This is a genomic window from Kitasatospora atroaurantiaca, assembly GCF_007828955.1.
GTDB classification, from domain to species: Bacteria; Actinomycetota; Actinomycetes; order Streptomycetales; family Streptomycetaceae; genus Kitasatospora; species Kitasatospora atroaurantiaca.
In genome coordinates this window covers 2,529,333-2,554,040 of sequence record NZ_VIVR01000001.1, presented here as the reverse complement: position 1 = coordinate 2,554,040, position 24,708 = coordinate 2,529,333, and the positions used below count along the sequence as shown (strand labels likewise).

The 24,708-nt window shown below is 68.1% G+C and carries 15 protein-coding genes, 3 rRNA genes and 2 pseudogenes; 15 read left to right on the top strand and 5 right to left on the bottom strand.

Going from position 1 to position 24,708, the window contains the following annotated elements; genetic code table 11:
• Positions 1-41: 41 nt before the first annotated feature.
• The gene (locus FB465_RS11800; protein WP_246192622.1) at positions 42-1,766 is read right to left on the bottom strand and encodes a carboxyl transferase domain-containing protein; all 1,725 of its coding nucleotides are present in this window, start codon (positions 1,764-1,766) and stop codon (positions 42-44) included.
• Between the two features lie 129 nt (positions 1,767-1,895).
• On the opposite strand from FB465_RS11800, the gene FB465_RS11795 reads away from it, so the two are divergent.
• Together FB465_RS11795 and FB465_RS11790 are read left to right on the top strand one after the other, a co-directional pair.
• Positions 1,896-2,546 (top strand): SACE_7040 family transcriptional regulator, encoded by a 651-nt coding sequence (locus FB465_RS11795; protein WP_145790130.1) that lies wholly within the window; start codon positions 1,896-1,898, stop codon positions 2,544-2,546.
• A 205-nt stretch (positions 2,547-2,751) separates the two neighbouring features.
• On the top strand, positions 2,752-6,708 hold the full coding sequence (locus FB465_RS11790; protein ID WP_145790129.1) for an ABC transporter ATP-binding protein: 3,957 nt from the start codon (positions 2,752-2,754) through the stop codon (positions 6,706-6,708).
• A 122-nt stretch (positions 6,709-6,830) separates the two neighbouring features.
• Here FB465_RS11790 and FB465_RS11785 read toward each other — a convergent pair whose 3' ends face one another.
• On the bottom strand, positions 6,831-7,709 hold the full coding sequence (locus FB465_RS11785) for an ATP-grasp domain-containing protein (protein ID WP_145790127.1): 879 nt from the start codon (positions 7,707-7,709) through the stop codon (positions 6,831-6,833).
• Positions 7,710-7,805: 96 nt separating this feature from the next.
• Between FB465_RS11785 and FB465_RS11780 the strand changes: the two genes are divergently transcribed.
• A complete protein-coding gene (locus FB465_RS11780; RefSeq protein ID WP_145790125.1) occupies positions 7,806-8,351 on the top strand; it encodes an NUDIX hydrolase in 546 nt (181 codons plus the stop codon).
• 10 nt (positions 8,352-8,361) lie between these two features.
• On the opposite strand, the gene FB465_RS11775 is transcribed toward FB465_RS11780, so the two are convergent.
• Positions 8,362-9,108, bottom strand: a complete 747-nt coding sequence (locus tag FB465_RS11775; RefSeq protein WP_145790124.1) for a hypothetical protein — start codon at positions 9,106-9,108, stop codon at positions 8,362-8,364.
• Between the two features lie 450 nt (positions 9,109-9,558).
• Between FB465_RS11775 and trpS the strand changes: the two genes are divergently transcribed.
• The 11 genes from trpS (at position 9,559) to FB465_RS11725 (ending at position 22,253) form a co-directional block, all read left to right on the top strand.
• Positions 9,559-10,572: a tryptophan--tRNA ligase gene (gene trpS / locus FB465_RS11770; protein WP_145790122.1), complete on the top strand. Its 1,014-nt coding sequence runs from the start codon at positions 9,559-9,561 to the stop codon at positions 10,570-10,572.
• Between the two features lie 141 nt (positions 10,573-10,713).
• Positions 10,714-11,673 (top strand): S66 peptidase family protein, encoded by a 960-nt coding sequence (locus FB465_RS11765; protein ID WP_145790121.1) that lies wholly within the window; start codon positions 10,714-10,716, stop codon positions 11,671-11,673.
• Positions 11,674-11,683: 10 nt separating this feature from the next.
• On the top strand, positions 11,684-12,397 hold the full coding sequence (locus FB465_RS11760; protein WP_145790119.1) for a nucleoside/nucleotide kinase family protein: 714 nt from the start codon (positions 11,684-11,686) through the stop codon (positions 12,395-12,397).
• Between the two features lie 511 nt (positions 12,398-12,908).
• Positions 12,909-14,432: ribosomal RNA gene (locus FB465_RS11755) — 16S ribosomal RNA — on the top strand.
• 276 nt (positions 14,433-14,708) lie between these two features.
• Positions 14,709-17,830, top strand: a 23S ribosomal RNA gene (locus FB465_RS11750).
• Positions 17,831-17,913: 83 nt separating this feature from the next.
• Positions 17,914-18,030: ribosomal RNA gene (gene rrf, locus FB465_RS11745) — 5S ribosomal RNA — on the top strand.
• The 16S, 23S and 5S rRNA genes sit together here, the layout of an rRNA operon.
• A gap of 187 nt (positions 18,031-18,217) precedes the next feature.
• Complete coding sequence (locus FB465_RS37920; protein WP_425461244.1) at positions 18,218-18,301, top strand: putative leader peptide; 84 nt, start codon at positions 18,218-18,220, stop codon at positions 18,299-18,301.
• Between the two features lie 218 nt (positions 18,302-18,519).
• Entirely contained in the window at positions 18,520-19,575 is a 1,056-nt protein-coding gene (locus FB465_RS11740) for an ABC transporter substrate-binding protein (RefSeq protein WP_145790117.1), read from the top strand.
• Between the two features lie 3 nt (positions 19,576-19,578).
• Positions 19,579-20,403 (top strand): ABC transporter ATP-binding protein, encoded by an 825-nt coding sequence (locus FB465_RS11735; protein WP_145790115.1) that lies wholly within the window; start codon positions 19,579-19,581, stop codon positions 20,401-20,403.
• Positions 20,400-21,296: an ABC transporter permease gene (locus FB465_RS11730; protein ID WP_145790113.1), complete on the top strand. Its 897-nt coding sequence runs from the start codon at positions 20,400-20,402 to the stop codon at positions 21,294-21,296. Before FB465_RS11735 ends, FB465_RS11730 begins: the two co-directional genes overlap by 4 nt.
• A gap of 69 nt (positions 21,297-21,365) precedes the next feature.
• Positions 21,366-22,253 (top strand): TauD/TfdA dioxygenase family protein, encoded by an 888-nt coding sequence (locus FB465_RS11725; protein WP_145790111.1) that lies wholly within the window; start codon positions 21,366-21,368, stop codon positions 22,251-22,253.
• Between the two features lie 50 nt (positions 22,254-22,303).
• Here the strand turns inward: FB465_RS11725 and FB465_RS11720 are convergent.
• Positions 22,304-23,404 (bottom strand): annotated as a pseudogene (locus tag FB465_RS11720) (LLM class flavin-dependent oxidoreductase); the annotation flags it as partial.
• 148 nt (positions 23,405-23,552) lie between these two features.
• A pseudogene (locus FB465_RS37915) lies at positions 23,553-24,191 on the bottom strand (ROK family protein); the annotation flags it as partial.
• On the opposite strand from FB465_RS37915, the gene FB465_RS36880 reads away from it, so the two are divergent.
• Entirely contained in the window at positions 24,123-24,521 is a 399-nt protein-coding gene (locus tag FB465_RS36880; protein ID WP_246192620.1) for a hypothetical protein, read from the top strand. The pseudogene FB465_RS37915 and the gene FB465_RS36880 overlap by 69 nt on opposite strands.
• The last annotated feature ends 187 nt before the right edge of the window (positions 24,522-24,708 follow it).

The window sequence follows — 24,708 nt, the reverse complement described above, 5'->3', positions numbered from 1 at the left end:
GCAGCTGGAACATCGCTGCCCGGCCACCCGGCCGGCCGGGCTCACATCCGGAATACGCCGTACGGGCGCGGTGCGGCCAGCGGGGCGTTCGAGCAGGCGGTGAGCGCAAGTCCGAGCACGGTGCGGGTGTCCATCGGGTCGATCACGCCGTCGTCCCAGAGCCGAGCCGTGGCGTAGTACGCGTTGCCCTGCCGCTCGTACTGCTCCCGGACGGGGCGCTTGAACTCCTCCTCCGCCTCGGTGGGCCACTCCTCGCCGTGAGCTTCCAGCTGGTCCCGGCGGACGGTGGCGAGGACGGAGGCCGCCTGCTCACCGCCCATCACCGAGATCTTCGCGCCGGGCCACATCCACAGGAAGCGAGGTGAGTACGCCCGCCCGCACATCGAGTAGTTGCCGGCCCCGTACGAGCCGCCGATCACCACCGTCAGCTTCGGCACCCGGGTGCAGGCGACGGCTGTGACCATCTTGGCGCCGTGCTTGGCGATGCCGCCCGCCTCGTACTGCCGCCCGACCATGAAGCCGGTGATGTTCTGCAGGAAGAGGAGGGGGATGCCGCGCTGGTCGCACAGCTCGATGAAGTGGGCTCCCTTGAGGGCCGACTCGGCGAACAGCACACCGTTGTTGGCCACGATGCCGACCGGGTGGCCGTGAATCTTGGCGAAGCCGGTGACCAGGGTGGCGCCGTACTCCGCCTTGAACTCGGCGAACCGGCTGCCGTCCACCAGTCGGGCGATCACCTCGCGGACGTCGTACGGCGTGCGCGGGTCGACGGGCACCGCGCCGTAGAGCCCCGCCGGGTCGACCGCCGGGGGCTCCGCCGGGGTGAGTGGCCAGGGCTTGGCAGGGGCTGCGCCCAGCCCGGCGACGATCGTCCGGACGATGGACAGCGCATGGGCGTCGTCCTCGGCCAGATGGTCGGTCACGCCCGAGGTCCGGGAGTGGAGGTCACCTCCGCCCAGCTCCTCGGCGGTGACGACCTCGCCGGTCGCCGCCTTCACCAGCGGAGGCCCGCCCAGGAAGATGGTGCCCTGGTTGCGGACGATCACGGCTTGGTCGCTCATCGCAGGGACGTACGCGCCGCCCGCGGTGCACGAGCCGAGCACCGCCGCGATCTGCGGGATCCCGGCGGCGGAGAGGCGCGCCTGGTTGTAGAAGATCCGCCCGAAGTGGTCGCGGTCCGGGAAGACCTCGTCCTGCATGGGAAGGAACGCGCCGCCGGAGTCCACCAGGTAGAGGCAGGGCAGCCGGTTCTCCAGCGCCACCTCCTGGGCACGGAGGTGCTTCTTGACCGTCATCGGGTAGTAGGTGCCGCCCTTGACGGTTGCATCGTTGGCAACCACCACGACCTCGCGGCCGGCCACCCGCCCGATGCCGGCGATCACGCCTGCTGCGGGGGCCGCACCGTCGTAGAGCCCGTCGGCCGCCAGTGGGCTGAGCTCGAGGAAGGGGGAGGCCGGGTCCAGCAGGGTGTCGACGCGCTCGCGTGGCAGCAGCTTGCCGCGGGCGGTGTGCCGGGCGCGGGCCTTGGCGCCGCCACCCAGGGCCGCAGCCGCGAGCTTCTCGCGCAGCTCGGCGACCAGCGCCTGATGCGCGGCGGTGTTCGCGCGGTACGCCGCCGAGCCGGGGTCGGCCGCGCTCTCCAGTCGGGGAGCGGGCGCGGCGGCTGCGCCGGTGGCGCCCGCGTTGTGAGCGGGCGGACCGGCGAACGGATCCGCGATCGTACCGGCTGCTGGGTCGGTAGCCGATCCGACGGTTGAGAGGACCATCCCAAGAGCTCCCTTGCCCTCGGAGCCAGGCGGGCACGCGGACAGGTAGGTCCGCCGCCCCAAGTTAATGAGCGTTAACTCTTGCGGCCAGGTTAACCGCCGATAACCCGACTGTCTACGATGGGCAGCATGCCGAACGTCCAAGCTGCCTCCGCGCTCCCACGCCGCGACCAGATCCGGAAGGAGGCTGCCCGGCTGTTCGCCGCCCGCGGCTTCCTGGGGGTCGGTGTCGACGAGATCGGCAAGGCCGTCGGGATCAGTGGGCCGGGCCTGTACCGGCACTTCTCCGGCAAGGACGCGATGCTCGCCGACCTCCTGGTCGGCATCAGTGAGCGACTGCTCGAGGAGGGGCGCCGCCGGGCGGGTGACGCCGCGGGCGCGGCCGGCGCGCTGGACGCCCTGATCAGCGGGCACGTCGACTTCGCGCTCGACGACCGGGACCTGATCATCCTGCACGACCGCGAGCTGCTCCACCTCAAGGAGGAGGACCGGCGGCGCGTCCGGCGGCTCCAGCGCGGCTACGTCGAGCTCTGGGTCGAGGTGGTCCGCGAGGCGTTCCCCGCCCTGGCGAAGCCCGAGGCCGAGCCGGTCGCGCGCGCCGCGGTGCATGCGGTGTTCGGCCTGCTCAACTCGACCCCGCACAGTGCGGGCCCGCAGTCCACGCACAGCGAACGGGCCGCCGGGCTGCCTCGCGACGGGATGGCCGCGCTTCTGCACAGCCTGGCGCAGGGGGCGTTCGCCGCAGCGGCCACGACTGCGGAGGCGGAGGCTGCCGCCTGACGCGTCCCGCTGTGCGTGCTCCTCCGGCTGGGACTAGGACCAATGGAGGTGGCGAGCGGGGCCGATGCCGGGTGCGGTGTGCCGCGCCGGTCGTACAAGCTGGTGGAGGCGGGAAGCAGGCGCGGTCCGGCGCTGTTCGGGTCTCATGCACGCCCGTCGAATCACGATGGACGATCGGTCGACGGAATGGTTAGTATCCCTAAATATGCCTGAGACTCACGGATCCACTGCGGAGCTTTCCCAGGGCGGCAGCGCCCACCGCGAACCGTCCGGCCCCTCCTCGGCATCCGGCCCGACGGAACCCCACCCGGAGGCGCCGTCTCACCCCGAGGCGGCGGCACCACCTCGAGCGGGCCGCCGGTCTGCCGGGGCCGGCTGGCTGACCAGGCTCGCCGGTTACTGCTGGCACTACCGCCGGAATGTGCTGTTCTCCTTCGGGGCCTCGCTCGTCGGCATGGCGATCACGTCGGTCGTCCCGCTGATCACCAAGTTGATCATCGACGACGTCATCACCACCCACACCCGGCCGCTCGGCCCGTGGGCGGTGCTGCTGCTGCTCGCCGCCGTCCTCGTCTTCCTCTGCACCCAGGTCCGCCGCTACTACGGTGGTCAGCTCGCCCTGGACGTCCAGCACGACCTGCGCAGCGATCTCTTCCGCTCGCTCACCCGCCTGGACGGTGACCGCCAGGACCGCCTCGACACCGGACAGGTGGTCGGCCGGGCAACCTCCGACCTGCAGTTGATCAACGGCCTGCTCTCCATGCTGCCGATGATGACCGGCAACTTCCTGATGTTCGGCATGTCGGTGCTGGTGATGCTCTGGCTCTCCCCGCCGCTCACCCTGATCGCCCTGGTCATGGGCCCCGCGCTGTGGTGGTTCGCGACCCTCAGCCGCAAGAGGCTGTTCCCCGCGACCTGGGCCGCCCAGCAGGAGGCGGCGGCCGTGGCGGGCGTCGTCGACGGCGCGGTCGGCGGAGTGCGGGTCGTCAAGGGCTTCGGGCAGGAGGCGCAGGAGCGCGCCAAGCTGGAGCGGGCCTCGCACAGTCTGTTCGGGGCCCGGCTGCGCTCGATCCGGCTCAACAGCCGTTACACCCCCGCGATGCAGGCGATTCCCGCTCTCGGGCAGGTCGCGGTGCTCGCTCTCGGCGGCTGGCTCGCCGTCCGGGGCGAGGTCTCCCTCGGTACCTTCGTCGCCTTCTCCACCTACGTGGCTCAGCTGACCGGTCCGGTCCGGATGCTCACCATGCTGATCACCGTCGGCCAGCAGGCCCGGGCAGGCGTGGAGCGGGTCCTCCAGCTGGTCGACGAGCGGCCGCTGGTGCAGGAGAGCACCGACGCGGTGGCCCTCCTCGCACCCGCCACCACAGAGGCCGCCGCCGCCACCTCCACCTCAGGGCCCCCCGCGCTCGAGTTCGACCAGGTCGACTTCCGGTACGGCGGATCGCCGGAAGCGAAGCTCGTCCTGGAGCAGCTGAGCCTCATCCTCGCCGACGGCGAGACGCTGGCGCTGGTCGGCGCGTCCGGTTCGGGCAAGTCGACCGTCGCCCAGCTCCTGCCGAGGTTCTACGACCCCACGGCCGGCGCGATCCGGCTGTACGGCCACGACCTGCGTGACCTCACCCTCGACTCACTGCGCGCGACGATCGGCATCGTCCCCGAGGACAGCTTCCTGTTCTCCGAAACCGTCCGCACCAACATCGCCTACGGGCGCCCGGACGCGACGGACGAGGAGATCGAGGCCGCCGCCAGGGCAGCCCAGGCGGACGGCTTCATCCAGGATCTTCCCGCCGGCTACGAGACCAAGGTCGGCGAGCAGGGCCTGACCCTCTCCGGCGGCCAGCGACAGCGCATCGCCTTGGCCCGGGCGATCCTCAGCAACCCCCGGGTCCTGCTGCTCGACGACGCGACGTCCGCGGTCGACCCGCAGGTCGAGGCGGAGATCCACGAGGCCCTGCGCAGCGTGATGGCCGGGCGTACCACTCTGCTGATCGCCCACCGCCGCTCCTCGCTGCAGCTGGCCGACCGGATCGCCGTGCTGGAACACGGCCGGCTGATCGACATCGGTACGCAGGAGGAGCTCGACGCCCGATGTCCCCAGTACCGGGCCCTGATCACCGACCCTGACGCCATTGCCCCACCGTCCGCCGCGGCCGACCCCGCCTTGGGGACGGTCACTGACGAGCAGCCCGCCGTCGCCCGTGCCGCCCAGCCGAAGGCCCTGGCCGCTTCCCCGGCCTCGCCGGCCGCCCCGGTTTCGCCGGTTTCGCTGGCCTCCCCGGCCCCTGCGGATGCCCAGTCCCAGTCCCAGGCGGCCGCAGCAGCGGACCTGGCCGCCAAGGTGGCCGCGCTCCCGCCGGCCACCGATACCCCCGACATCCCGCTCGCCGACGCCGAGTCCGGCGACCCGGACTTCAGCCTCCGCCGTCTGCTCGCCCCCTTCCGGCGCCCGCTGGCACTGGCCCTGCTCCTGGTGGCACTGGACGCCGCCGCAGGCCTCGCCGTCCCGGTACTGATCCGGCACGGTATCGACGACGGCGTCAGCAAGGCCGCCATGGCAGGGGTTGCCACCGCCGCCCTTGCCGCGCTGGCCGTGGTCCTGCTCGACTGGCTGGTCCAGAGCGCGGAGACCCGGGTGAGCGGCCGCACCGGTGAGCGAGTGCTCTACACCCTGCGGCTGAAGATCTTCGCGCACCTCAACCGGCTCGGTCTCGACTACTACGAGCGCGAGCTCTCCGGCCGGATCATGACCCGGATGACCACCGACGTGGACTCCATCTCCAGCTTCCTGCAGACCGGTGTGGTCACGGCCGTGGTCAGTCTGCTGACCTTCTTCGGCATCTTCGCGGCTCTGTTGATCATCGACGCCGGACTGGCCGTGGTGGTCTTCGCGGTCCTCCCGCTGCTGGTCATCGCCACGCTGGTGTTCCGGCGGAAGTCGAGTACCCAGTACCAGATCTCCCGGGACCTGATCAGCACGGTCAACGCCGACCTGCAGGAGAACGTGGCCGGCATGCGGATCGTCCAGGCGTTCCGCCGCCAGGACGTCAACACCACGCGCTTCGTCACCCGTGGGCTCGAGTACCGCGACGCCCGGGTCAAGGCTCAGCTGTACATCTCGCTGTACTTCCCGTTCGTGCAGTTCCTCTCCAGCGCGGCGGCGGCGCTGGTCCTGATCGTGGGAGCCTCCCGGGTCGACTCGGGCACCCTGACCATCGGCGCGCTGGTCGCCTACCTGCTGTACATCGACCTGTTCTTCGCGCCGGTCAACCAGCTCTCGCAGATCTTCGACGGCTATCAGCAGGCCGCCGTCGGCCTCGACCGGATCAGGGAGCTGTTGCGGACGCCGACCAGCACGCCCGCCGCCGAGCAGCCGGTGGAGGTGGCGCGGCTGCGCGGTGAGGTCAGGTTCGAGAACGTCAGCTTCGCCTACAACGGGGGCGGCGAGGGCAAGCCTGACGTCCTGTCGGGTGTCGACCTGCACATCCCGGCGGGGCAGACCGTCGCGCTGGTCGGCGAGACGGGCGCGGGGAAGTCGACCCTGGCCAAGCTGGTGGCCCGGTTCTACGACGCCACCGAGGGCACCGTCCGGATCGACGGCACCGACATCACCCGGTACGACCTGGCCCAGTACCGGCACCGGCTGGGTGTCGTCCCCCAGGAGGCGTACCTGTTCGCCGGTACGGTGCGCGAGGCCATCGCCTACGGGCGGCCGACGGCCACCGACGCCGATGTCGAGGCGGCGGCCCGGGCGGTCGGTGCCCACGACATGATCGAGCGGCTGTCGGGCGGCTATCAGCACGAGGTCGCCGGTCGTGGCCGAAACCTTTCCGCCGGGCAGCGCCAGCTGATCGCGCTCGCCCGGGCCGAGCTGGTCGACCCGGATCTGCTGCTCCTCGACGAGGCCACCGCCGCACTCGACCTGGCGACCGAGGCAGCCGTCAACCACGCGGCGGACCGACTGAGCGGCGGGCGGACGACCCTGGTCATCGCCCACCGCCTCACCACGGCCCAGCGCGCCGACCGGATCGTGGTCCTGGACCACGGCCGGGTGGTCGAGGACGGCACGCACGACGACCTGCTGGAGCGGGGTGGGGCGTACTCCAAGCTCTGGCAGGCGTTCATCGCCGACGGCCACCCGGCAGCGGTGCCGGCGGGCGGCTGAGCCGGATACCTCGGAGGCGGAGCTGTGCGGAAGCCGAGCAGCTCCGCCTCCGCACAGGTCCGTGCTCGCACAGGTCCGCACCTGCACATGTCCGCACCTGCACATGTCCGTACGGCTCCGCCTCAGGCCGCGATGAGCGCCGCCAGCAGCGCCGAGGCGTCGACCCCGCGCGGCAGGTCGCTGACCTGCCCGTCCCCGACCTCGACGACACGCCAAGCTCCGCTGTCGGCACGCCGGGCGAGGTCGGTGGTGATGAAACGGCAGCCCAGCGCCCGTACCAGTGGCCGGACTTCCGACAGGTCCGGCTCCACGTCGGCTCCCGGATTGTCGGGGTGCGGCCCGATCAGCACCGGTTCGCCGTCCACCCACCACACCCGGGCCTCCACGGTGCGCCCCTCCTGATCCCGCACGAACTCCTCGTACCGGCGCAGCACGACACCACCGGCCAGGAACTCCCCCTGCAGCTCCACGAAGCGTGACACCACCTTGGCAAGCGCCCGCAGGTCGCCCAACTCCGGTACGTAACAGGCCTCGGCCCATTCGTGCTTACGGGACTTGACGTAGTCCTTCACGACCGCCGGGCCCCGGCCGCCCAGTCGGGCCGCGGCGGCGGACAGAGCCTCGGGCGTCGGCTCGCCACCGGGAATCCAGACGCTGGGCGGTGTCGCCCCTTCGAACACCGCGTACCAGCCGGGAAGTTCGTGCGCGTCGGCGTACGCGGCCGGTGTCGTCAGCAGTGTGCAGTCGCGTGCCGACAGGGCGGCCGACAGCGCCGCATACGCGGGCACGGGCACCATCCAGCCCCGGTACCAGAGCGACCCCTGTCCCGTCGGCACCCGCCGCACGGCTGCCGAGGCGTCCCCGGCGAGCAGTGCGTCGTGGTCCAGGAGCGCGTACTCGCCGCCCAACTCGCGCACCTGCTGGGCCTCCCACACGTAGTGCGGGTCGGGTCGCCGGGGTGCGAGCGGGTCGGAGGGCAGCAGGATCACGGGAGCGGGCATGGGCCCCAGGGTAGGGCGCTGGTGAGAGCGCCGGCCGTCAACCACCGGCCCGAGAATCCGCTCGACACGGTCGGTGGGCTCTGTCACGGTGATCCGATGCGAAATCTGCGGACCGTGGCGCGAACCCCGAGGCAGGCGGCGCGAACGGCGGTACTCGACCCCGACGGTGCGGTGTTCCTGCTGAGGTCCGACAACGTCGAGGTCGGCGTGCACTGGACGATGCCCGGCGGCGGCCTGGAGGCGGGGGAGTCCCCGGCCGAAGGCGCGCGGCGTGAACTGTGGGAGGAGACCGGTTGGACGGACCTCGAGCCCGGACCGTTGCTCTGCACCTGGGAGCACGACTTCACCTGGCACGGGATCCCCGTCCGCCAGCACGAGCACATCTTCCTCGGCCGGGGGCCGGGTCGCGGTCCGGTGGGTGACGTCAGCGCCGTCCACACGGCGGACAAGATCCTGGGCTGGCGCTGGTGGACCCCTGCGGACCTGGCGGACGAGAACGGCGACGCCCTGTGGCCCCCGCAGCTGCCGCAGCTGCTGGACAGCGTCCGGGAGGTCTGGCTCGGCGGAGCGGGGTCGCCCGCACCGGTGCAGCCGGTGGACCTCGGCTACGTCCCGAACTCCACACGGCCGGCGGGGCGTTGAACCAACCAGATCACCGGGTGCGGCCTCGCCCCCGTGGCCGGTCGGTCTCCGCCTGCCACGCGTGCAGGTCGAGCTCGCGGTCGTGCAGCGCCTCCGGGTTCATCAGTACGGTCAGCCGGCCGTCCGCGAGCTCGTCCAGGCTCAGCCCCGTTGCCGCCAGGATCTGATGGGTCGGGACCGACACCGCTATGGCCGCTCGCCACGAGGGCAGCACCACCAGGCTGGTGCCCTGGCCGACCCTCACCAGCTCGGCGGGCACCCGCCGCGGTGACGAGATCTCCGGGTGGGCCTGAGGTTCGGTGTAGTCCGCCGAGGCGCCGATCAGGATGCCCAGCGGGGTCTGCGGCTGCATCGCCGCCACCGGCTGCTCCGGTTCCGGCGACCTGGTGAGCCTGCGCTCGGCGCGGGGGTGCAGTCGGCTCAGGCGGCGTGAGGGCGTCGGCCGGCGGACCCGTCGGAGCTGCTGCCGGTCCCGGTCGGCCTGGGTCGGCTGGGTGGTGGTGAACGCGCTGTGACGCCCTGCCGACAGATCGGCCCCGGCAAGTTGCAGCAAGCGCCTGACCTCGTCCTCCGACCGTCGGCACGCCGCCGCGAGCCTGGCCACCTCGGCTCCCTGCTCGTACGCCGCGCGTAGCCGGGCGGCGAGTCCGGTCAGCAGGTTGGCCGCGGTGGCGGCCTCGGCGTCCAGCCCGGCACGGCCGGCCGACGAGGGCTCACCAGAGGAGTTGTCGAACACGGTCCGGTCGAGCGAGGTCATGGGTACGGGCCCTCCGAGATTCGGTTCGGACGATCCTCCCGTACAAGCGTGTGACGGGCCAAGGGGGGAAGGAGGACTGACGGTCCGCCGTACCCTCCGCCCGATGGCCGGACAGAGCCTCGCGCGGGATCGCTGACGCGGATCGCCGCGCCGGAGCCGTCTCGCCGTCTGCCGGAAATTCCCGAGACGCTGCCGCGGCCTCACGGCTAGCCTCGGGTTCATGAAGCATCTGCCGTGCCTGAGCTGGTGGCCGTCTTAGGACGGCCACCACCTCGTGCATGACCACAGGGCCGTCCGTACGGGCGGCCCTGCTGCGTTCCCTTCACGCGGGCCCACCGACCGGACGCGCCGTCAGCCGCCGCTGCGAACCACTGCCGCCACTGCCGCCGCTGCCAATGCAGTGGCCGCCGGCACCGCAGCCACTGCCGCCACCGTGAAGGAGAACCTCCCGTGCAGACCAGCATCGACCTTGTCCGCCGCCACCCCGCCCGCTACCGGGTGCTCACCGGCGACCGCCCCACCGGCCCGCTCCACCTCGGCCACTACTTCGGCACCCTGCAGAACCGGGTCCGCCTCCAGCAGCTCGGTGTCGAGCTCTTCGTCGTCGTCGCCGACTACCAGGTCCTGACCGACCGGGACCTCGCCGATCGCCCCGCCGGGCACGCCGAGGAGCTGGTACTCGACTACCTCGCCGCAGGCGTCGACCCCGACCGGGCCACGATCTTCACCCACAGTGCGGTACCCGCCCTCAACCAACTGCTGCTGCCCTTCCTCAGCCTGGTGAGCGTGGCCGAACTGGGCCGGAACCCCACGGTGAAGGACGAGATCGCCCACTCCCGGCAGGGCTCCGTCAGCGGGCTCATGTTCACCTACCCCGTGCACCAGGCCGCCGACATCCTCTTCTGCAAGGCGAACCTCGTCCCGGTCGGCCAGGACCAACTCCCGCACCTCGAGACCACCCGCACGGTCGCGCGGCGATTCAACGACCGCTACGCAACGGCAGTCTTCCCGGAACCCGAAGCGCTGCTCTCCGAGGCTCCGCTGCTTCTCGGCACCGACGGGACCAAGATGAGCAAGAGCCGGGGCAACGCCATCCCGCTCGGCGCCACCGAGGACCGGACGGCCCGGCTGATCCGCGGCGCCACGACCGACGCCGACCGGCGGATCACCTACGACCCGGTCGGCAGGCCGGAGGTCTCCAGCCTGGTCCTGCTCGCCGCCCTCTGCCAGGGGCGCGAACCGGCCGCGGTCGCCGAGGAGATCGGCAGCGGCGGCGCGGCCGCGCTGAAGCGGCATGTCACCGAGGCGGTCAACGAACACCTGCGCCCGCTGCGCGCCCGACGAGCCGAGCTGGCCAAGGACCGGGCACACCTGCGCGACGTACTTCGAGCGGGCAACGAGCGTGCCAATGCCCTCGCGGACGCCACCCTCAGCGAAGTCCGCCACGCGATGGGTATGGGCTGAGCCGGCCACACGGCCCTCGGCATCCAACTGGCGCGGCCAGGCTGAGGACAGAGGATCGACGCCTCCCGTCGTGATCGAAGGGCCCCGTCGGCGGGGATACCGTGAGCAGCCGAACATCTCGCCCGGGGAGGGACACCGCCGATGGCTCAACTCCAGCCGCTCCGTGCGCTGCGCCGCCCGCGTCGCCTGGTCCCCGGCGACCGGGTGGCGCTGGTCGGCCCGAGCAGTCCGGTCAACCACGAGCGGGTCGCAGAAGGCAGCGAGATCCTCCGGTCCTGGGGGCTGGAGGTCGTTCCCTCCGAGCACCTCCTCGACATCCACCCCGGCCTCGGCCACCTCGCCGGCACCGACGCCGCTCGCGCCGCAGACTTCCAACGCGCCTGGCTCGACCCCACCATCGCGGCCGTCATCTGCGCGCGCGGCGGCTACGGCGTCCAGCGGATGGTCGACCTGCTCGACTGGGAGGCGTTGCGTTCCGCGCCGCCCAAGGTGCTGGTCGGATACAGCGACACGACCGTGCTGCACGAAGCCGTCGCCCAACGCCTCGGAGTTGCCACCCTGTACGGGCCGATGAGCGCGAGCGCGGTCTTCGTCAGCGACCGGCCGTCCGCCGACCACCTGCGCCGGACGCTCTTCGAGCCCGCCACGACCACCGTGCTGACCTCGGACACCGCCACCTCGCTGGTCCCCGGAACCGCTCACGGCATCACGGCAGGTGGCTGCGCCTCCCTGCTGGCCACCGAGCGGGGCACGCCCACAGCCAGGCCGTCCTTCGCCGGGACGATCCTGCTCCTGGAGGACGTCAACGAGTACCCGTACCAGCTGGACCGCATCCTCACGCAGCTGCTCCGCTCGGGCGCCCTGGACGGTGTCGCCGGGATCGTCCTCGGTTCGTGGCACGGCTGCGGTCCGCTGGAACGCGTACGCGAGCTCATGCTCGAGCGGCTCGGCCCGCTCGGTGTGCCCATTCTCTGGGAGCTCGGATTCGGCCATGGCCCGTCCACCCTCACCGTGCCCCTCGGCATGCCCGCCCGGCTCGACGCCGACGCCGACACGCTCACGCTGGACGTTCCGGTTCTCACCGGCGACTCCGGTGAGTAGGGTGCCGCCCATGCACGTGAACGGCCGGCACGACGACACCTTCATCTCTGGGCGGACCGCGCTGCTCGCCCGGACGGTCGAACTGCTGCGCGGCCGCGCAGGCAGCGGGGGCCGGATCATCCTCGGCCTGGCAGGCCCGCCCGGTGCAGGGAAGTCGACGCTCGCCCGGTACCTGGTCACCGAGATCGACCGACTGGAGGGACAGGGCACCGCCGCCTACCTCCCCCTGGACGGCTTCCATCTCTCCAACACGCAACTCGAGCGCCTTGGCCTGCGCGCCCGCAAGGGCTCCCCGGAGAGCTTCGACGCCTGGGGATATGTGGCACTGCTGCGCCGGGTCGCAGCCGAGCGCTTCCGTGATGTGTACGTACCGGACTTCGACCGCGAACTCGACGAGCCGGTTGCGGCGCGGCATGTGGTTCGCCCGCATACCCGGCTCGTCGTGACCGAGGGCAACTATCTGGCCAACGCCCACGCACCCTGGCCGGAGGCCCGCCAACTGCTGCGCGAGCTCTGGTACGTGGACGCTGACGATGCCGTTCGTGAGGAGCGGTTGCTGCAGCGGCATGTGAACGGTGGACGGGACGCAGCGGCTGCGAGGCACTGGATCGAGTCGAACGATCACCCGAACGGCGAGTACGTGAAGGAAGGCCTGGCGGCCTGCACCGGAGTCGTCCGGGGCGGCGATTTGCCTGCCGCGGTGGATGGGCGTACTGTTTCGTAGTCGCTCGGCAGGGAGCACCGGACACGCATCGGCGCGGACGGTCCCGGGGCGGCCACTCCTTGAAACACCACTTCACTTCCCAAACCGGGTCGCGTCTTGTCGCGCTTCGGTGGGAATTGCTGTGTGCGTTTATATGGATTGCGGCTGGATTCGCCTTTCGGGGCGGGGATCGGCTAGAGTTTGAAACGTCGGACAGGCCGTCAGGTCGGTTCCGATGAAAGCGAGTCAGGGAAGAGCGCGAGTTCGGATCTGATAAGCTGGAAACACGAAAGAACGAAGCGCCCGGAGAGACACGAGAGTGTTTTGAAGGAAGTGTCCGTTCCTTGAGAACTCAACAGCGTGCCAAAAGTCAACGCCAGATATGTTGACATCCCCGGCCTGGACCGTTCGGTCCGGGTTGGAGATTCCTTTTGAAGTAAAAACACAGCGAGGACGCAGTGCGCGGGATCACCCTATTCCGGTGGTTGCCGTGCCGCTCAACGCGAGTGTCTCACCCGATTACGGGTAAACATTCACGGAGAGTTTGATCCTGGCTCAGGACGAACGCTGGCGGCGTGCTTAACACATGCAAGTCGAACGATGAAGCTCTTCGGAGTGGATTAGTGGCGAACGGGTGAGTAACACGTGGGAAATCTGCCCTGCACTCTGGGACAAGCCTTGGAAACGAGGTCTAATACCGGATATGACCTGCCTCTGCATGGGGGTGGGTGGAAAGCTCCGGCGGTGCAGGATGATCCCGCGGCCTATCAGCTTGTTGGTGGGGTAACGGCCCACCAAGGCGACGACGGGTAGCCGGCCTGAGAGGGCGACCGGCCACACTGGGACTGAGACACGGCCCAGACTCCTACGGGAGGCAGCAGTGGGGAATATTGCACAATGGGCGAAAGCCTGATGCAGCGACGCCGCGTGAGGGATGACGGCCTTCGGGTTGTAAACCTCTTTCAGCAGGGAAGAAGCGCAAGTGACGGTACCTGCAGAAGAAGCACCGGCTAACTACGTGCCAGCAGCCGCGGTAATACGTAGGGTGCGAGCGTTGTCCGGAATTATTGGGCGTAAAGAGCTCGTAGGCGGCCTGTCGCGTCGGATGTGAAAGCCCGGGGCTTAACCCCGGGTCTGCATTCGATACGGGCAGGCTGGAGTGTGGTAGGGGAGATCGGAATTCCTGGTGTAGCGGTGAAATGCGCAGATATCAGGAGGAACACCGGTGGCGAAGGCGGATCTCTGGGCCATTACTGACGCTGAGGAGCGAAAGCGTGGGGAGCGAACAGGATTAGATACCCTGGTAGTCCACGCCGTAAACGTTGGGAACTAGGTGTTGGCGACATTCCACGTCGTCGGTGCCGCAGCTAACGCATTAAGTTCCCCGCCTGGGGAGTACGGCCGCAAGGCTAAAACTCAAAGGAATTGACGGGGGCCCGCACAAGCAGCGGAGCATGTGGCTTAATTCGACGCAACGCGAAGAACCTTACCAAGGCTTGACATATACCGGAAACGGCTAGAGATAGTCGCCCCCTTGTGGTCGGTATACAGGTGGTGCATGGTTGTCGTCAGCTCGTGTCGTGAGATGTTGGGTTAAGTCCCGCAACGAGCGCAACCCTTGTTCTGTGTTGCCAGCATGCCTTTCGGGGTGATGGGGACTCACAGGAGACTGCCGGGGTCAACTCGGAGGAAGGTGGGGACGACGTCAAATCATCATGCCCCTTATGTCTTGGGCTGCACACGTGCTACAATGGTCGGTACAAAGGGCTGCGATGCCGCGAGGCGGAGCGAATCCCAAAAAGCCGGCCTCAGTTCGGATTGGGGTCTGCAACTCGACCCCATGAAGTTGGAGTTGCTAGTAATCGCAGATCAGCATGCTGCGGTGAATACGTTCCCGGGCCTTGTACACACCGCCCGTCACGTCACGAAAGTCGGTAACACCCGAAGCCGGTGGCCTAACCCGTAAGGGGAGGAGCCGTCGAAGGTGGGACCAGCGATTGGGACGAAGTCGTAACAAGGTAGCCGTACCGGAAGGTGCGGCTGGATCACCTCCTTTCTAAGGAGCAATAGCCGACTGCGAGCGAATGTCTCGCACGGTTGCTCATGGGTGGAACGTTGACTATTCGGCACGCTTGGTTGTGAGTGTGAGTACTGCTTCGGCGTGGAAAGCACATCATCAGTCAGGCGTGTCGGGCACGTTGTTGGGTCCTGAGGGAACGGCCGTATGGTCGTTGCTTCAGAGATGCCGGTCCCACTGAAGAGATCCCTTGGGGTCTTGGGGGTGGGTGACTGGTCGTTGTTTGAGAACTGCACAGTGGACGCGAGCATCTGTGGCCAAGTTTTTAAGGGCGCACGGTGGATGCCTTGGCACCAGGAACCGATGAAGGACGTGGGAGGCCACGATAGTCCCCGGGGAGCCGTCAACCAGGCTTTGATCCGGGGGTTTCCGAATGGGGAAACCCGGCAGTCGTCATGGGCTGTCACCCATACCTGAACACATAGGGTATGTGGAGGGAACGCGGGGAAGTGAAACATCTCAGTACCCGCAGGAAGAGAAAACAACCGTGATTCCGGGAGTAGTGGCGAGCGAAACCGGATGAGGCTAAACCGAGATGGTGTGAGACCCGGCAGGGGTTGCCGTTTCGGGGTCGTGGGAGTGAGCTTGATCGGTCTGCCGGCCGGTCGGCGAGTCAGAAACCGTTGGTGTAGTCGAAGGACATGCGAAAGGTCCGGCGTAGAGGGTAAGACCCCCGTAGACGAAACATCAGCGGCTTGCTTGCTCATTTCCCAAGTAGCACGGGGCCCGAGAAATCCCGTGTGAATCTGGCGGGACCACCCGCTAAGCCTAAATATTCCCTGGTGACCGATAGCGGATAGTACCGTGAGGGAATGGTGAAAAGTACCGCGGGAGCGGAGTGAAATAGTACCTGAAACCGTGTGCCTACAAGCCGTGGGAGCGTCGGACATGCAGTTTACTGTGTGTCTCGTGACTGCGTGCCTTTTGAAGAATGAGCCTGCGAGTTTGCGGTGTGTAGCGAGGTTAACCCGTGTGGGGTAGCCGTAGCGAAAGCGAGTCCGAATAGGGCGTTTGAGTTGCATGCCCAAGACCCGAAGCGGAGTGATCTAGCCATGGGCAGGTTGAAGCGCGGGTAAGACCGTGTGGAGGACCGAACCCACCAGGGTTGAAAACCTGGGGGATGACCTGTGGTTAGGGGTGAAAGGCCAATCAAACTCCGTGATAGCTGGTTCTCCCCGAAATGCATTTAGGTGCAGCGTCACGTGTTTCTTGCCGGAGGTAGAGCACTGGATAGGCGATGGGCCTCACCGGGTTACTGACCTTAGCCAAACTCCGAATGCCGGTAAGTGAGAGCGTGGCAGTGAGACTGTGGGGGATAAGCTCCATGGTCGAGAGGGAAACAGCCCAGAACACCGACTAAGGTCCCTAAGCGTGTGCTAAGTGGGAAAGGATGTGGAGTCGCAGAGACAACCAGGAGGTTGGCTTAGAAGCAGCCACCCTTGAAAGAGTGCGTAATAGCTCACTGGTCAAGTGATTCCGCGCCGACAATGTAGCGGGGCTCAAGCACACCACCGAAGTCGTGTCATTGCAGCAATAGGGCCAACGCCTGCTGTGATGGGTAGGGGAGCGTCGTGTGCCGGGTGAAGCAGCGGTGGAAACCAGTTGTGGACGGTACACGAGTGAGAATGCAGGCATGAGTAGCGATACAAGAGTGGGAAACTCTTGCGCCGATTGACCAAGGGTTCCTGGGTCAAGCTGATCTGCCCAGGGTAAGTCGGGACCTAAGGCGAGGCCGACAGGCGTAGTCGATGGACAACGGGTTGATATTCCCGTACCCGCTTTGAAGCGCCAACGCTGAACCTCTTGATGCTAAGCCCGCAAAGCCGCCCCGGAGTCTTCGGACAAAGGGGAGTGGTGGAGCCGGTGACCCAACGGGGTAGTAGGTGAGCGATGGGGTGACGCAGGAAGGTAGTCCAGCCCGGGCGGTGGTTGTCCCGGGGTAAGGGTGTAGGACGCAAGGTAGGCAAATCCGCCTTGCACATAGTCTGAGACCTGATGCCGAGCCGATTGTGGTGAAGTGGATGATCCTATGCTGTCGAGAAAAGCCTCTAGCGAGTTTCATGGCGGCCCGTACCCCAAACCGACTCAGGTGGTCAGGTAGAGAATACCGAGGCGTTCGGGTGAACTATGGTTAAGGAACTCGGCAAAATGCCCCCGTAACTTCGGGAGAAGGGGGGCCGGATCTGGTGAGGGAACTTGCTTCCTGAGCTGGGGCCGGCCGCAGAGACCAGCGAGAAGCGACTGTTTACTAAAAACACAGGTCCGTGCGAAGCCGTAAGGCGATGTATACGGACTGACGCCTGCCCGGTGCTGGAACGTTAAGGGGACCGGTTAGTCCGATTTCGGTCGGGCGAAGCTGAGAACTTAAGCGCCAGTAAACGGCGGTGGTAACTATAACCATCCTAAGGTAGCGAAATTCCTTGTCGGGTAAGTTCCGACCTGCACGAATGGCGTAACGACTTCTCGACTGTCTCAACCATAGGCCCGGTGAAATTGCATTACGAGTAAAGATGCTCGTTTCGCGCAGCAGGACGGAAAGACCCCGGGACCTTTACTATAGCTTGATATTGGTGTTCGGTTCGGCTTGTGTAGGATAGGTGGGAGACTTTGAAACCCAAACGCCAGTTTGGGTGGAGTCGTCGTTGAAATACCACTCTGGTCGTGCTGGATGTCTAACCTGGGTCCGTGATCCGGATCAGGGACAGTGTCTGGTGGGTAGTTTAACTGGGGCGGTTGCCTCCTAAAGAGTAACGGAGGCGCCCAAAGGTTCCCTCAGCCTGGTTGGCAATCAGGTGTTGAGTGTAAGTGCACAAGGGAGCTTGACTGTGAGACCGACGGGTCGAGCAGGTGCGAAAGCAGGGACTAGTGATCCGGCGGTGGCTTGTGGAAGCGCCGTCGCTCAACGGATAAAAGGTACCCCGGGGATAACAGGCTGATCTTCCCCAAGAGTCCATATCGACGGGATGGTTTGGCACCTCGATGTCGGCTCGTCGCATCCTGGGGCTGGAGTAGGTCCCAAGGGTTGGGCTGTTCGCCCATTAAAGCGGTACGCGAGCTGGGTTTAGAACGTCGTGAGACAGTTCGGTCCCTATCCGCTGTGCGCGTAGGAGTGTTGAGAAGGGCTGTCCCTAGTACGAGAGGACCGGGACGGACGAACCTCTGGTGTGCCAGTTGTCCTGCCAAGGGCATGGCTGGTTGGCTACGTTCGGGAGGGATAACCGCTGAAAGCATCTAAGCGGGAAGCCTGCTTCGAGATGAGCACTCCCACCTCCTTGAGAGGGTAAGGCTCCCAGTAGACGACTGGGTTGATAGGCCGGATGTGGAAGCCCTGTAAGGGGTGGAGCTGACCGGTACTAATAGGCCGAGGGCTTGTCCTCAGTTGCTCGCGTCCACTGTGTTGTTCTGAAACAACGACCCCACACCAGGTCACGGTGTGGTGCGGCGAAAAGTTTCATAGTGTTTCGGTGGTCATAGCGTGAGGGAAACGCCCGGTTACATTCCGAACCCGGAAGCTAAGCCTCGTAGCGCCGATGGTACTGCAGGGGGGACCCTGTGGGAGAGTAGGACGCCGCCGAACAATCATTCACAGAAAGCCCCCTCCCGGGAACGGGAGGGGGCTTTCTGCATTTCCCGAGCGGACAGCGAACAGGGACAGGGACAGCGGACGGCACCACCCAGCACCCACGGCCACTGCCCCGCCAGGGTTTCTTCCGGCGGCGGAACATTCATTGACGCTGGTCGGCGCCACTGGAACGCTGTGAGACGTGAGCCAAGCCGTGAGCCTTGTGGGCCGCCTGCACGTCGATCTCCGACGGCACGCGAGCGCGATCTGTGCCGTCTGTCGCTGACACCTTGCTGTCTCCGCGCTGACGACGTGCACCTCGCGCTGACTCGAACGCGTCTCACCACCATTCCCGGCCCCGCTCCCCGAGCAGAGGGCTGAGGTCCTCCCTATCCGCGTACGCCGTTCCGCCCTGCGGGCCGGTCGCGCTTCCTCATGCCACTCGACGGGCCGATCGGCGCTCGTCCAGCTCGGCGTACCCTGCTGCCCGCAAAGGAACAGCCCATGGCCACCACCTCCCGACGCAACTTCCTGGCCCTCGCCGCCATCGGTGCCGCTGCCGCCGCCTGCGGCCGGGCCACCGCGACAGCGGGCAGCACAGCCGAGACGAAGAGACTCAGATACCAGGGCTCGGTCGGGCAGGTAACCCTGCCTGAACTCGCTGAGGATCTCGGCTACTTCGGCGATGTGAAGCTGGAGTGGGTGGGCAACACCATCAGCGGTCCGCAGGACATCCAGTCCGCTGCGACCGGCCAGACCGACTTCGGCGGGGCGTTCAACGGCGCGGTGGTGAAGCTGATCGCGGCCGGCGCCCCGGTGAAGGCGGTGATCAGCTACTACGGCGTCGACGCCGCCACCTTCAGCGGCTACTACGTGCTGCAGGACAGCCCGATCCGCTCGGCCCGCGACCTGATCGGCAAGAAGGTCGGCATGAACACCCTCGGCGCGCACTCCGAGGCGATGCTCGACATCTACCTGCAGCGCAACGGGCTCTCGCCCGCCGAGATCGCCAAGGTCGAGCCGATCGTCATCCCCCCGGTGAACACCGAGCAGTCGCTGCGTCAGAAGCAGATCGAGGTGGCGGTCCTCGGCGGGATCCTGCGGGACAAGGCGCTTGCCGCAGGCGGAATCCGGCCGCTGTTCAGTGACTTCGAGCTGCTCGGTGCCTTCAGCGCCGGCACCTACGTCCTGACCGACCGGTTCATCAAAGCGAATCCGACCACCGCGCGGACCTTCGTGACCGGTGTCGCAAAGGCGATCGAGTGGAGCAGGAGCACGCCGCGCGACCAGGTGATCGCCCGCTACACCGAGATCATCAAGAAGCGCGGCCGGAACGAGGACACCGCCACCCTCAAGTACTGGAAGTCCTACGGCGTCGCCGAGACGGGCGGACGGATCTCGGACGACGAGTTCAAGCTCTGGATCGACTGGCTGGTGTCGCACGGCGACATCAAGGCCGGCCAGGTCAAGCCGGGCGACCTCTACACCAACGCGTTCAACGGCTACACCGCGGCTGCGAGCGCGCCTGCGGCCGCCTCCCCTTCGGAAAGCAGGAGTTGAGCGATGACCTCGCAGATCAGCTTCCAGCAGGTGACCAAGACCTTCCCCGTACGAGGACGCTCCGGCGTCCGTCAGCGCGCCGAGTTCGTCGCGGTCGACGGCGTTGACCTGGACGTCGCAGCAGGCGAGTTCGTCGTCCTGGTCGGCCCGAGCGGCTGCGGCAAGTCCACCCTGCTCGACCTGCTCGGCGGGCTCACCACGCCCACCTCCGGTCAGATCCTGTTGAACGGCGAGCCGGTCACCGGCCCCGGGCTGGACCGCAGCATCGTCTTCCAGCAGTACGCCCTGCTGCCGTGGCGCACCGCCCAGGGCAACGTCGAGTTCGGCCTGGAGGCCACCGGGGTCCCCCGGCGCCAACGTGCCGCCCGCGCACGGGAGTACCTCGACCTGGTCGGCCTCACCGGCTTCGAGGACCGCCACCCGCACGAGCTCTCCGGCGGCATGAAGCAGCGCGTCGCGATCGCCCGCAGTCTCGCGTACGACCCGAACGTGCTGCTCATGGACGAGCCGTTCGCAGCCCTCGACGCCCAGACCCGGGAGTCGCTGCAGGACGAGCTGCTGCGGATCTGGGAACGCACGGGCAAGACCGTCGTCTTCATCACCCACGGTATCGAGGAGGCCGTGTACCTCGGCCGGCGCGTCGCTGTGCTCACCTCCCGGCCGGGGAGGGTCAAGGAGGTCGTCCCGATCGACCTCGGAGAGCGCAGCGCCGCCCAGGACCTGCGCTCCAGCCCGGAGTTCGCGCGCTATCGGCACGAGATCTGGAGCCTGCTGCACGACGAGGTCAGCCGGGCCCGGCAGTTGGAGAGAGAGGTCAGCCACGCATGAGCACGGACCTGAGCAGCACCCTGACGACCGACCGGAATCCTGACCTGGGCACAGCCGCCGCAGTCCTGGTCCGGCCGGCTGCCCCCCGGACCCGCGCCGTTCCGGCACCCCGCCGCGGCTCCCGAATCCCCGGGCTGTTGCTCTCCGCTCTCACCAAGTCCCTGGCGATCGCCCTGCTGCTCGCGGTCTGGGAGACGGCCCCGCGCCTCGGCCTGGTCGACCGGACCTTCCTTCCGCCGTTCAGTGAGGTGGTGGACGCCTGGTTCGGTCTGCTCGACAGCGGTCAGCTGGCGACCAACACCCAGGCCAGCCTCACCCGTTCGTTCACCGGCTTCGGGCTCGCGGTGACGATCGGAGTTCCGCTCGGCCTGCTGATCGGGTGGTACCGCCCGGTGGCCAACCTGCTCAGCCCGCTGCTTGAACTCTTCCGCAACACGGCCGCCCTCGCGCTGCTGCCGGTGTTCGTGCTGATCCTGGGCATCGGCGAGACCTCGAAGATCTCGATCGTGCTGTACGCCTGCCTCTGGCCGATCCTGCTGAACACCATCAGCGCGGTACGCAGCGTGGACCCGACCCTGCTGCGGCTCGCCCGCTCGCTGGACCTGTCCGCGCCGCGCCTGTTCCAGAAGGTCATCCTGCCGGCCTCGGTGCCGGTGGTCTTCACCGGCATCCGGCTGGCCGGGGCGGTCTCGATCCTGGTCCTGGTCGCGGCCGAGATGGTCGGCGCCAAGGCGGGACTGGGCTATCTGATCAACGCCTCCCAGTTCAACTTCGCCATCCCGCAGATGTACGCGGGCATCGTCTCCATCTCCGTCATCGGCGTGGCCTTCAACCAACTGCTGGTCGCCCTGGAGCGCCGCTTCACGGCCTGGCGGGCCCCGCTCAACAGCTGAAGGAACCCTCCTGAACAGCGCGTACCCACCACCTCCCGAACAACCGTCACCGAGCAGAGAGGTACCACCATGCCCAGCATCGAGATCCACAAGATCGGCGGCCGGATCGGCGCCGAGATCACCGGCGTCGACACCTCCCAGCCCCTCGACGCCGACACCGTCGGCCGCCTCAACGAGGCGCTGCTCGCCCACAAGGCCCTGGTCTTCCGCGACCAGAACCTCGACGACGAGGGCCAGCTCCGCTTCGCCGCCCACTTCGGCACCCTCACCACCGCCCACCCCACCGTCCCGTCCCTGGAGGGCCGGCCCAACGTCCTCCCGGTGGACAGCGAGGACGGTGGCCGGGCCAACCGCTGGCACACCGACGTCACCTTCGTCCGTACGCCCCCCAAGGCCAGCACGCTGCGCAGCCTGATCGTCCCCCCGTACGGCGGCAACACGCTGATCGCCAACTCCCAGACGGCGTACCAGGATCTCCCGGACGCGCTGCGCGAGCTGGCCGACCGGCTCTGGGCCGTGCACACCAACGACTACGACTACGCACAGGGCAAGGAACTGGACGAGGCCGACGCCGAGCGCCGTCGGGTCTTCACCTCGCGCAAGTACCGGACCGCCCATCCGGTGGTCCGGGTCCACCCCGAGTCCGGCGAACGCGGGCTGTTCGTCGGCGGGTTCGCGCAGAGCATCATCGGTCTGCCGTCCGCCGAGTCGCACGACCTGCTGCGCAGTCTGCAGGCGTACGTGACCCGGCCTGAGAACGTGGTGCGCTGGCGGTGGTCCGTCGGGGACCTGGTGCTCTTCGACAACCGCGCCACCCAGCACTACGCGCCGGACGACTACGACGACCTGCCCCGGCGCCTGCACCGGGTCACCGTGGCCGGTGACGTGCCGGTCGGCGTCACGGGTGAGCCCAGCTATGTGATCGAGGGCGACGAGGCGGCTCACTACACCTCCTGACCCCGGACATGACCGTGCGCCGCGAGATCCTCGCGGCGCACGGTCATGTGTCAGGCGGAGTAACGCCCGGCCGGGCGCGGCAGCCCGTAGTGCTCCCGCAGCGTGCGGCCGGTGTAGCCCTCGCGGAACAGGCCGCGCTTGCGCAGGATCGGCAGCACCTGCTCGATGAAGTCGTCGAGCCCGTCCGGCAGGATCGGCGGCATGATGTTGAAGCCGTCCGCCGCGCCCTGGGTGAACCAGCTCTCGATGTGGTCGGCCACCTGCTCGGGCGTACCGACGACCAGCTGGTGACCGCGGCCGCCACCCAGCCGGCCGATCAGCCGGCGGAGCGTGAGCCGGTCGCGCTCGGCGAGGTCGCGGATCAACTCGAAGCGGCTCTTGGCTCCGTTGATCTCGGTCACCGGCGGCAGCGGCGGCAACGGTTCGTCCAGCGGGTGGTCGGTCAGGTCGACGCCGAGCACGGTCGAGAGGACGCCCACCGCCCGGGACGGGTTGATCAGTTCGTCCAACTCCCGGTCCAGTGCTTGGGCTTCGGCCTCGGTGGAGCCGAGCACCGGCACCACGCCGGGCAGCACCTTCACATGGCCGGGGTCGCGCCCGAGCGCGGTGGCCTGGAGCTTGAGGTCGGCGTAGAAGGACTGCCCCTCCTCGAGCGTCTGCTGCGCGGTGAACACCGCCTCTGCCCAACGAGCCGCGAAGGCACGGCCGTTGTCCGAGGACCCGGCCTGGACCAGCAGCGGGTGGCCCTGCGGGCTGCGCGGGATGTTCAGCGGGCCGCGGACCTGGAAGTGCTTTCCGACGTGGTTGATCTCGTGCACCCGCTCCGCCTCCGCGAATGCCCCGCTCTCCCGGTCCAGCAGCAGCGCGCCGTCCTCCCAGCTGTCCCACAGTGCCGTTGCGACGTCGAGGAATTCGGCCGCGCGCTCGTAGCGGAGGCCGTGCTCCTGGTTGGCGCTGCGGTTGAAGTTCTGTGCCGACCGCTCGCCGGCCGAGGTGACGATGTTCCAGCCGGCCCGGCCGCGGCTGATGTGGTCCAGCGAGGCGAACTGCCGAGCCAGGTTGTACGGCTCGGAGAAGCCGGTGGAGACCGTGCCGATCAGCCCGATCCGCTCGGTGACCACGGCGAGTGCCGTCAGCAGGGTGAAGGGCTCGAAGTGGCTGATCAGGCAAGGCGGCCGTGACCACCTGCCCCGGCTCGGGCCGGGAGTGCTCCATGATCTGCTCGCACAGGTAGCCGCCCAGCTCCGGCACCACCATCAGCCCGGCCTCGCTGACCACCAGCACCTCGGGGTTGACCATGTTCAGCAGCAGCGCTGCCGCCGGGGCGGCGAGCCGCAGCCGCTCCTCGATCAGGCGCAGGGCTCGCGGGTCGCCCGCTCCGGCCAGGCTCAGCAGCAGCTCGAAGACCGGGGCGGGGATCAGCTCCTGTTCGTGGGCCCGTCGGGCGATGGTCCGCTCCGAGACGGTCGCCTGGAGGCAGCCCTTCCGGCCGCAGACGCACGGTTCGGTCGAGCCCGGCACCGGCAGGTGGCCGACGTCCCCGGCGCGGGAGCGGAGGCCGCGCAGCACGGTGCCGCCGGTGGCGATCGCCGCGTCCACCACATTGCCGACGAACAGCTGCACCAGCTCGGTGGCCCCGCTGCCCGCGCCGAACAGCAGCTCCGCCTGGGCGAGCGCCCGGGCGTGGCTGTCCACGTGCACCGGCAGCCGGGTCACCCGGGCGAGCTCGCCGCGCACCGGAACGTCACGCCAGCCGAGCGGGCCGTGCTCCACCACCGTCCCGCGCTCGGAGTCGACCCAGCCGCCGGTCACCACGCCGAGGCCGAGCAGTGAGCGGCCGGCGGTCCGGCGGGCCAGGAAGTTCGGCAGGTGGTCGCGGATCGCGCCCAGCACCGCCGCCGCGTCGCCCTGCCGGGGGAGCCGTTCATGGGCGATCACCCGGCCGCGCAGGTCCAGCAGCGCGAAGGTGAGCCAGGGGACGCCGATGTGCACCCCGCAGGCCAGGTGATGGCGGGTGTCCACGTCCAGCGGCAGCTGCGGGCGGCCGGCCCGGGGCGGACCGTCCGGCGGCGGCAGTTCGCGCAGCAGGCCGAGGTTGATCAGGTCGGCGGTGTGCCGGGAGACGGCGGCCGGGCTGAGCCCGGTGGCCCGTCCGACGGCGGTACGGGCCAGCGGGCCGCCGGCCAGTACCGCGCGCAGTACCGCACCGGCACCGCCGCCCTCGACCGGCAGCGGGCCGCGGCCGAGTGTGGGGGGAGCGACGAGTGACAGCATGCGGTCGATGCTCCCAGCGGGGTGTTGCGTGGGCGTGGCGGCGGCATGAAGGCAGAACCCGGCGGTGGACCGTCAAAAAGCCGCTAAAACTATCCGTCTACTACTCCGATCAGGGGAAATTAAGCCGGAAAGCCGTAGTCTCGAAACCGGCGAACAGGTGTCCGGAGACCGGACCCGATCG

Coding starts and splice junctions, on each gene's coding strand:
- FB465_RS11800 (WP_246192622.1), bottom strand. CDS start 1,766: ATGGTCCTCTCAACCGTCGGATCGGCTACCGACCCAGCAGCCGGTACG.
- FB465_RS11795 (WP_145790130.1), top strand. CDS start 1,896: ATGCCGAACGTCCAAGCTGCCTCCGCGCTCCCACGCCGCGACCAGATC.
- FB465_RS11790 (WP_145790129.1), top strand. CDS start 2,752: ATGCCTGAGACTCACGGATCCACTGCGGAGCTTTCCCAGGGCGGCAGC.
- FB465_RS11785 (WP_145790127.1), bottom strand. CDS start 7,709: ATGCCCGCTCCCGTGATCCTGCTGCCCTCCGACCCGCTCGCACCCCGG.
- FB465_RS11780 (WP_145790125.1), top strand. CDS start 7,806: ATGCGAAATCTGCGGACCGTGGCGCGAACCCCGAGGCAGGCGGCGCGA.
- FB465_RS11775 (WP_145790124.1), bottom strand. CDS start 9,108: ATGACCTCGCTCGACCGGACCGTGTTCGACAACTCCTCTGGTGAGCCC.
- FB465_RS11765 (WP_145790121.1), top strand. CDS start 10,714: ATGGCTCAACTCCAGCCGCTCCGTGCGCTGCGCCGCCCGCGTCGCCTG.
- FB465_RS11760 (WP_145790119.1), top strand. CDS start 11,684: ATGCACGTGAACGGCCGGCACGACGACACCTTCATCTCTGGGCGGACC.
- FB465_RS11740 (WP_145790117.1), top strand. CDS start 18,520: ATGGCCACCACCTCCCGACGCAACTTCCTGGCCCTCGCCGCCATCGGT.
- FB465_RS11735 (WP_145790115.1), top strand. CDS start 19,579: ATGACCTCGCAGATCAGCTTCCAGCAGGTGACCAAGACCTTCCCCGTA.
- FB465_RS11730 (WP_145790113.1), top strand. CDS start 20,400: ATGAGCACGGACCTGAGCAGCACCCTGACGACCGACCGGAATCCTGAC.
- FB465_RS11725 (WP_145790111.1), top strand. CDS start 21,366: ATGCCCAGCATCGAGATCCACAAGATCGGCGGCCGGATCGGCGCCGAG.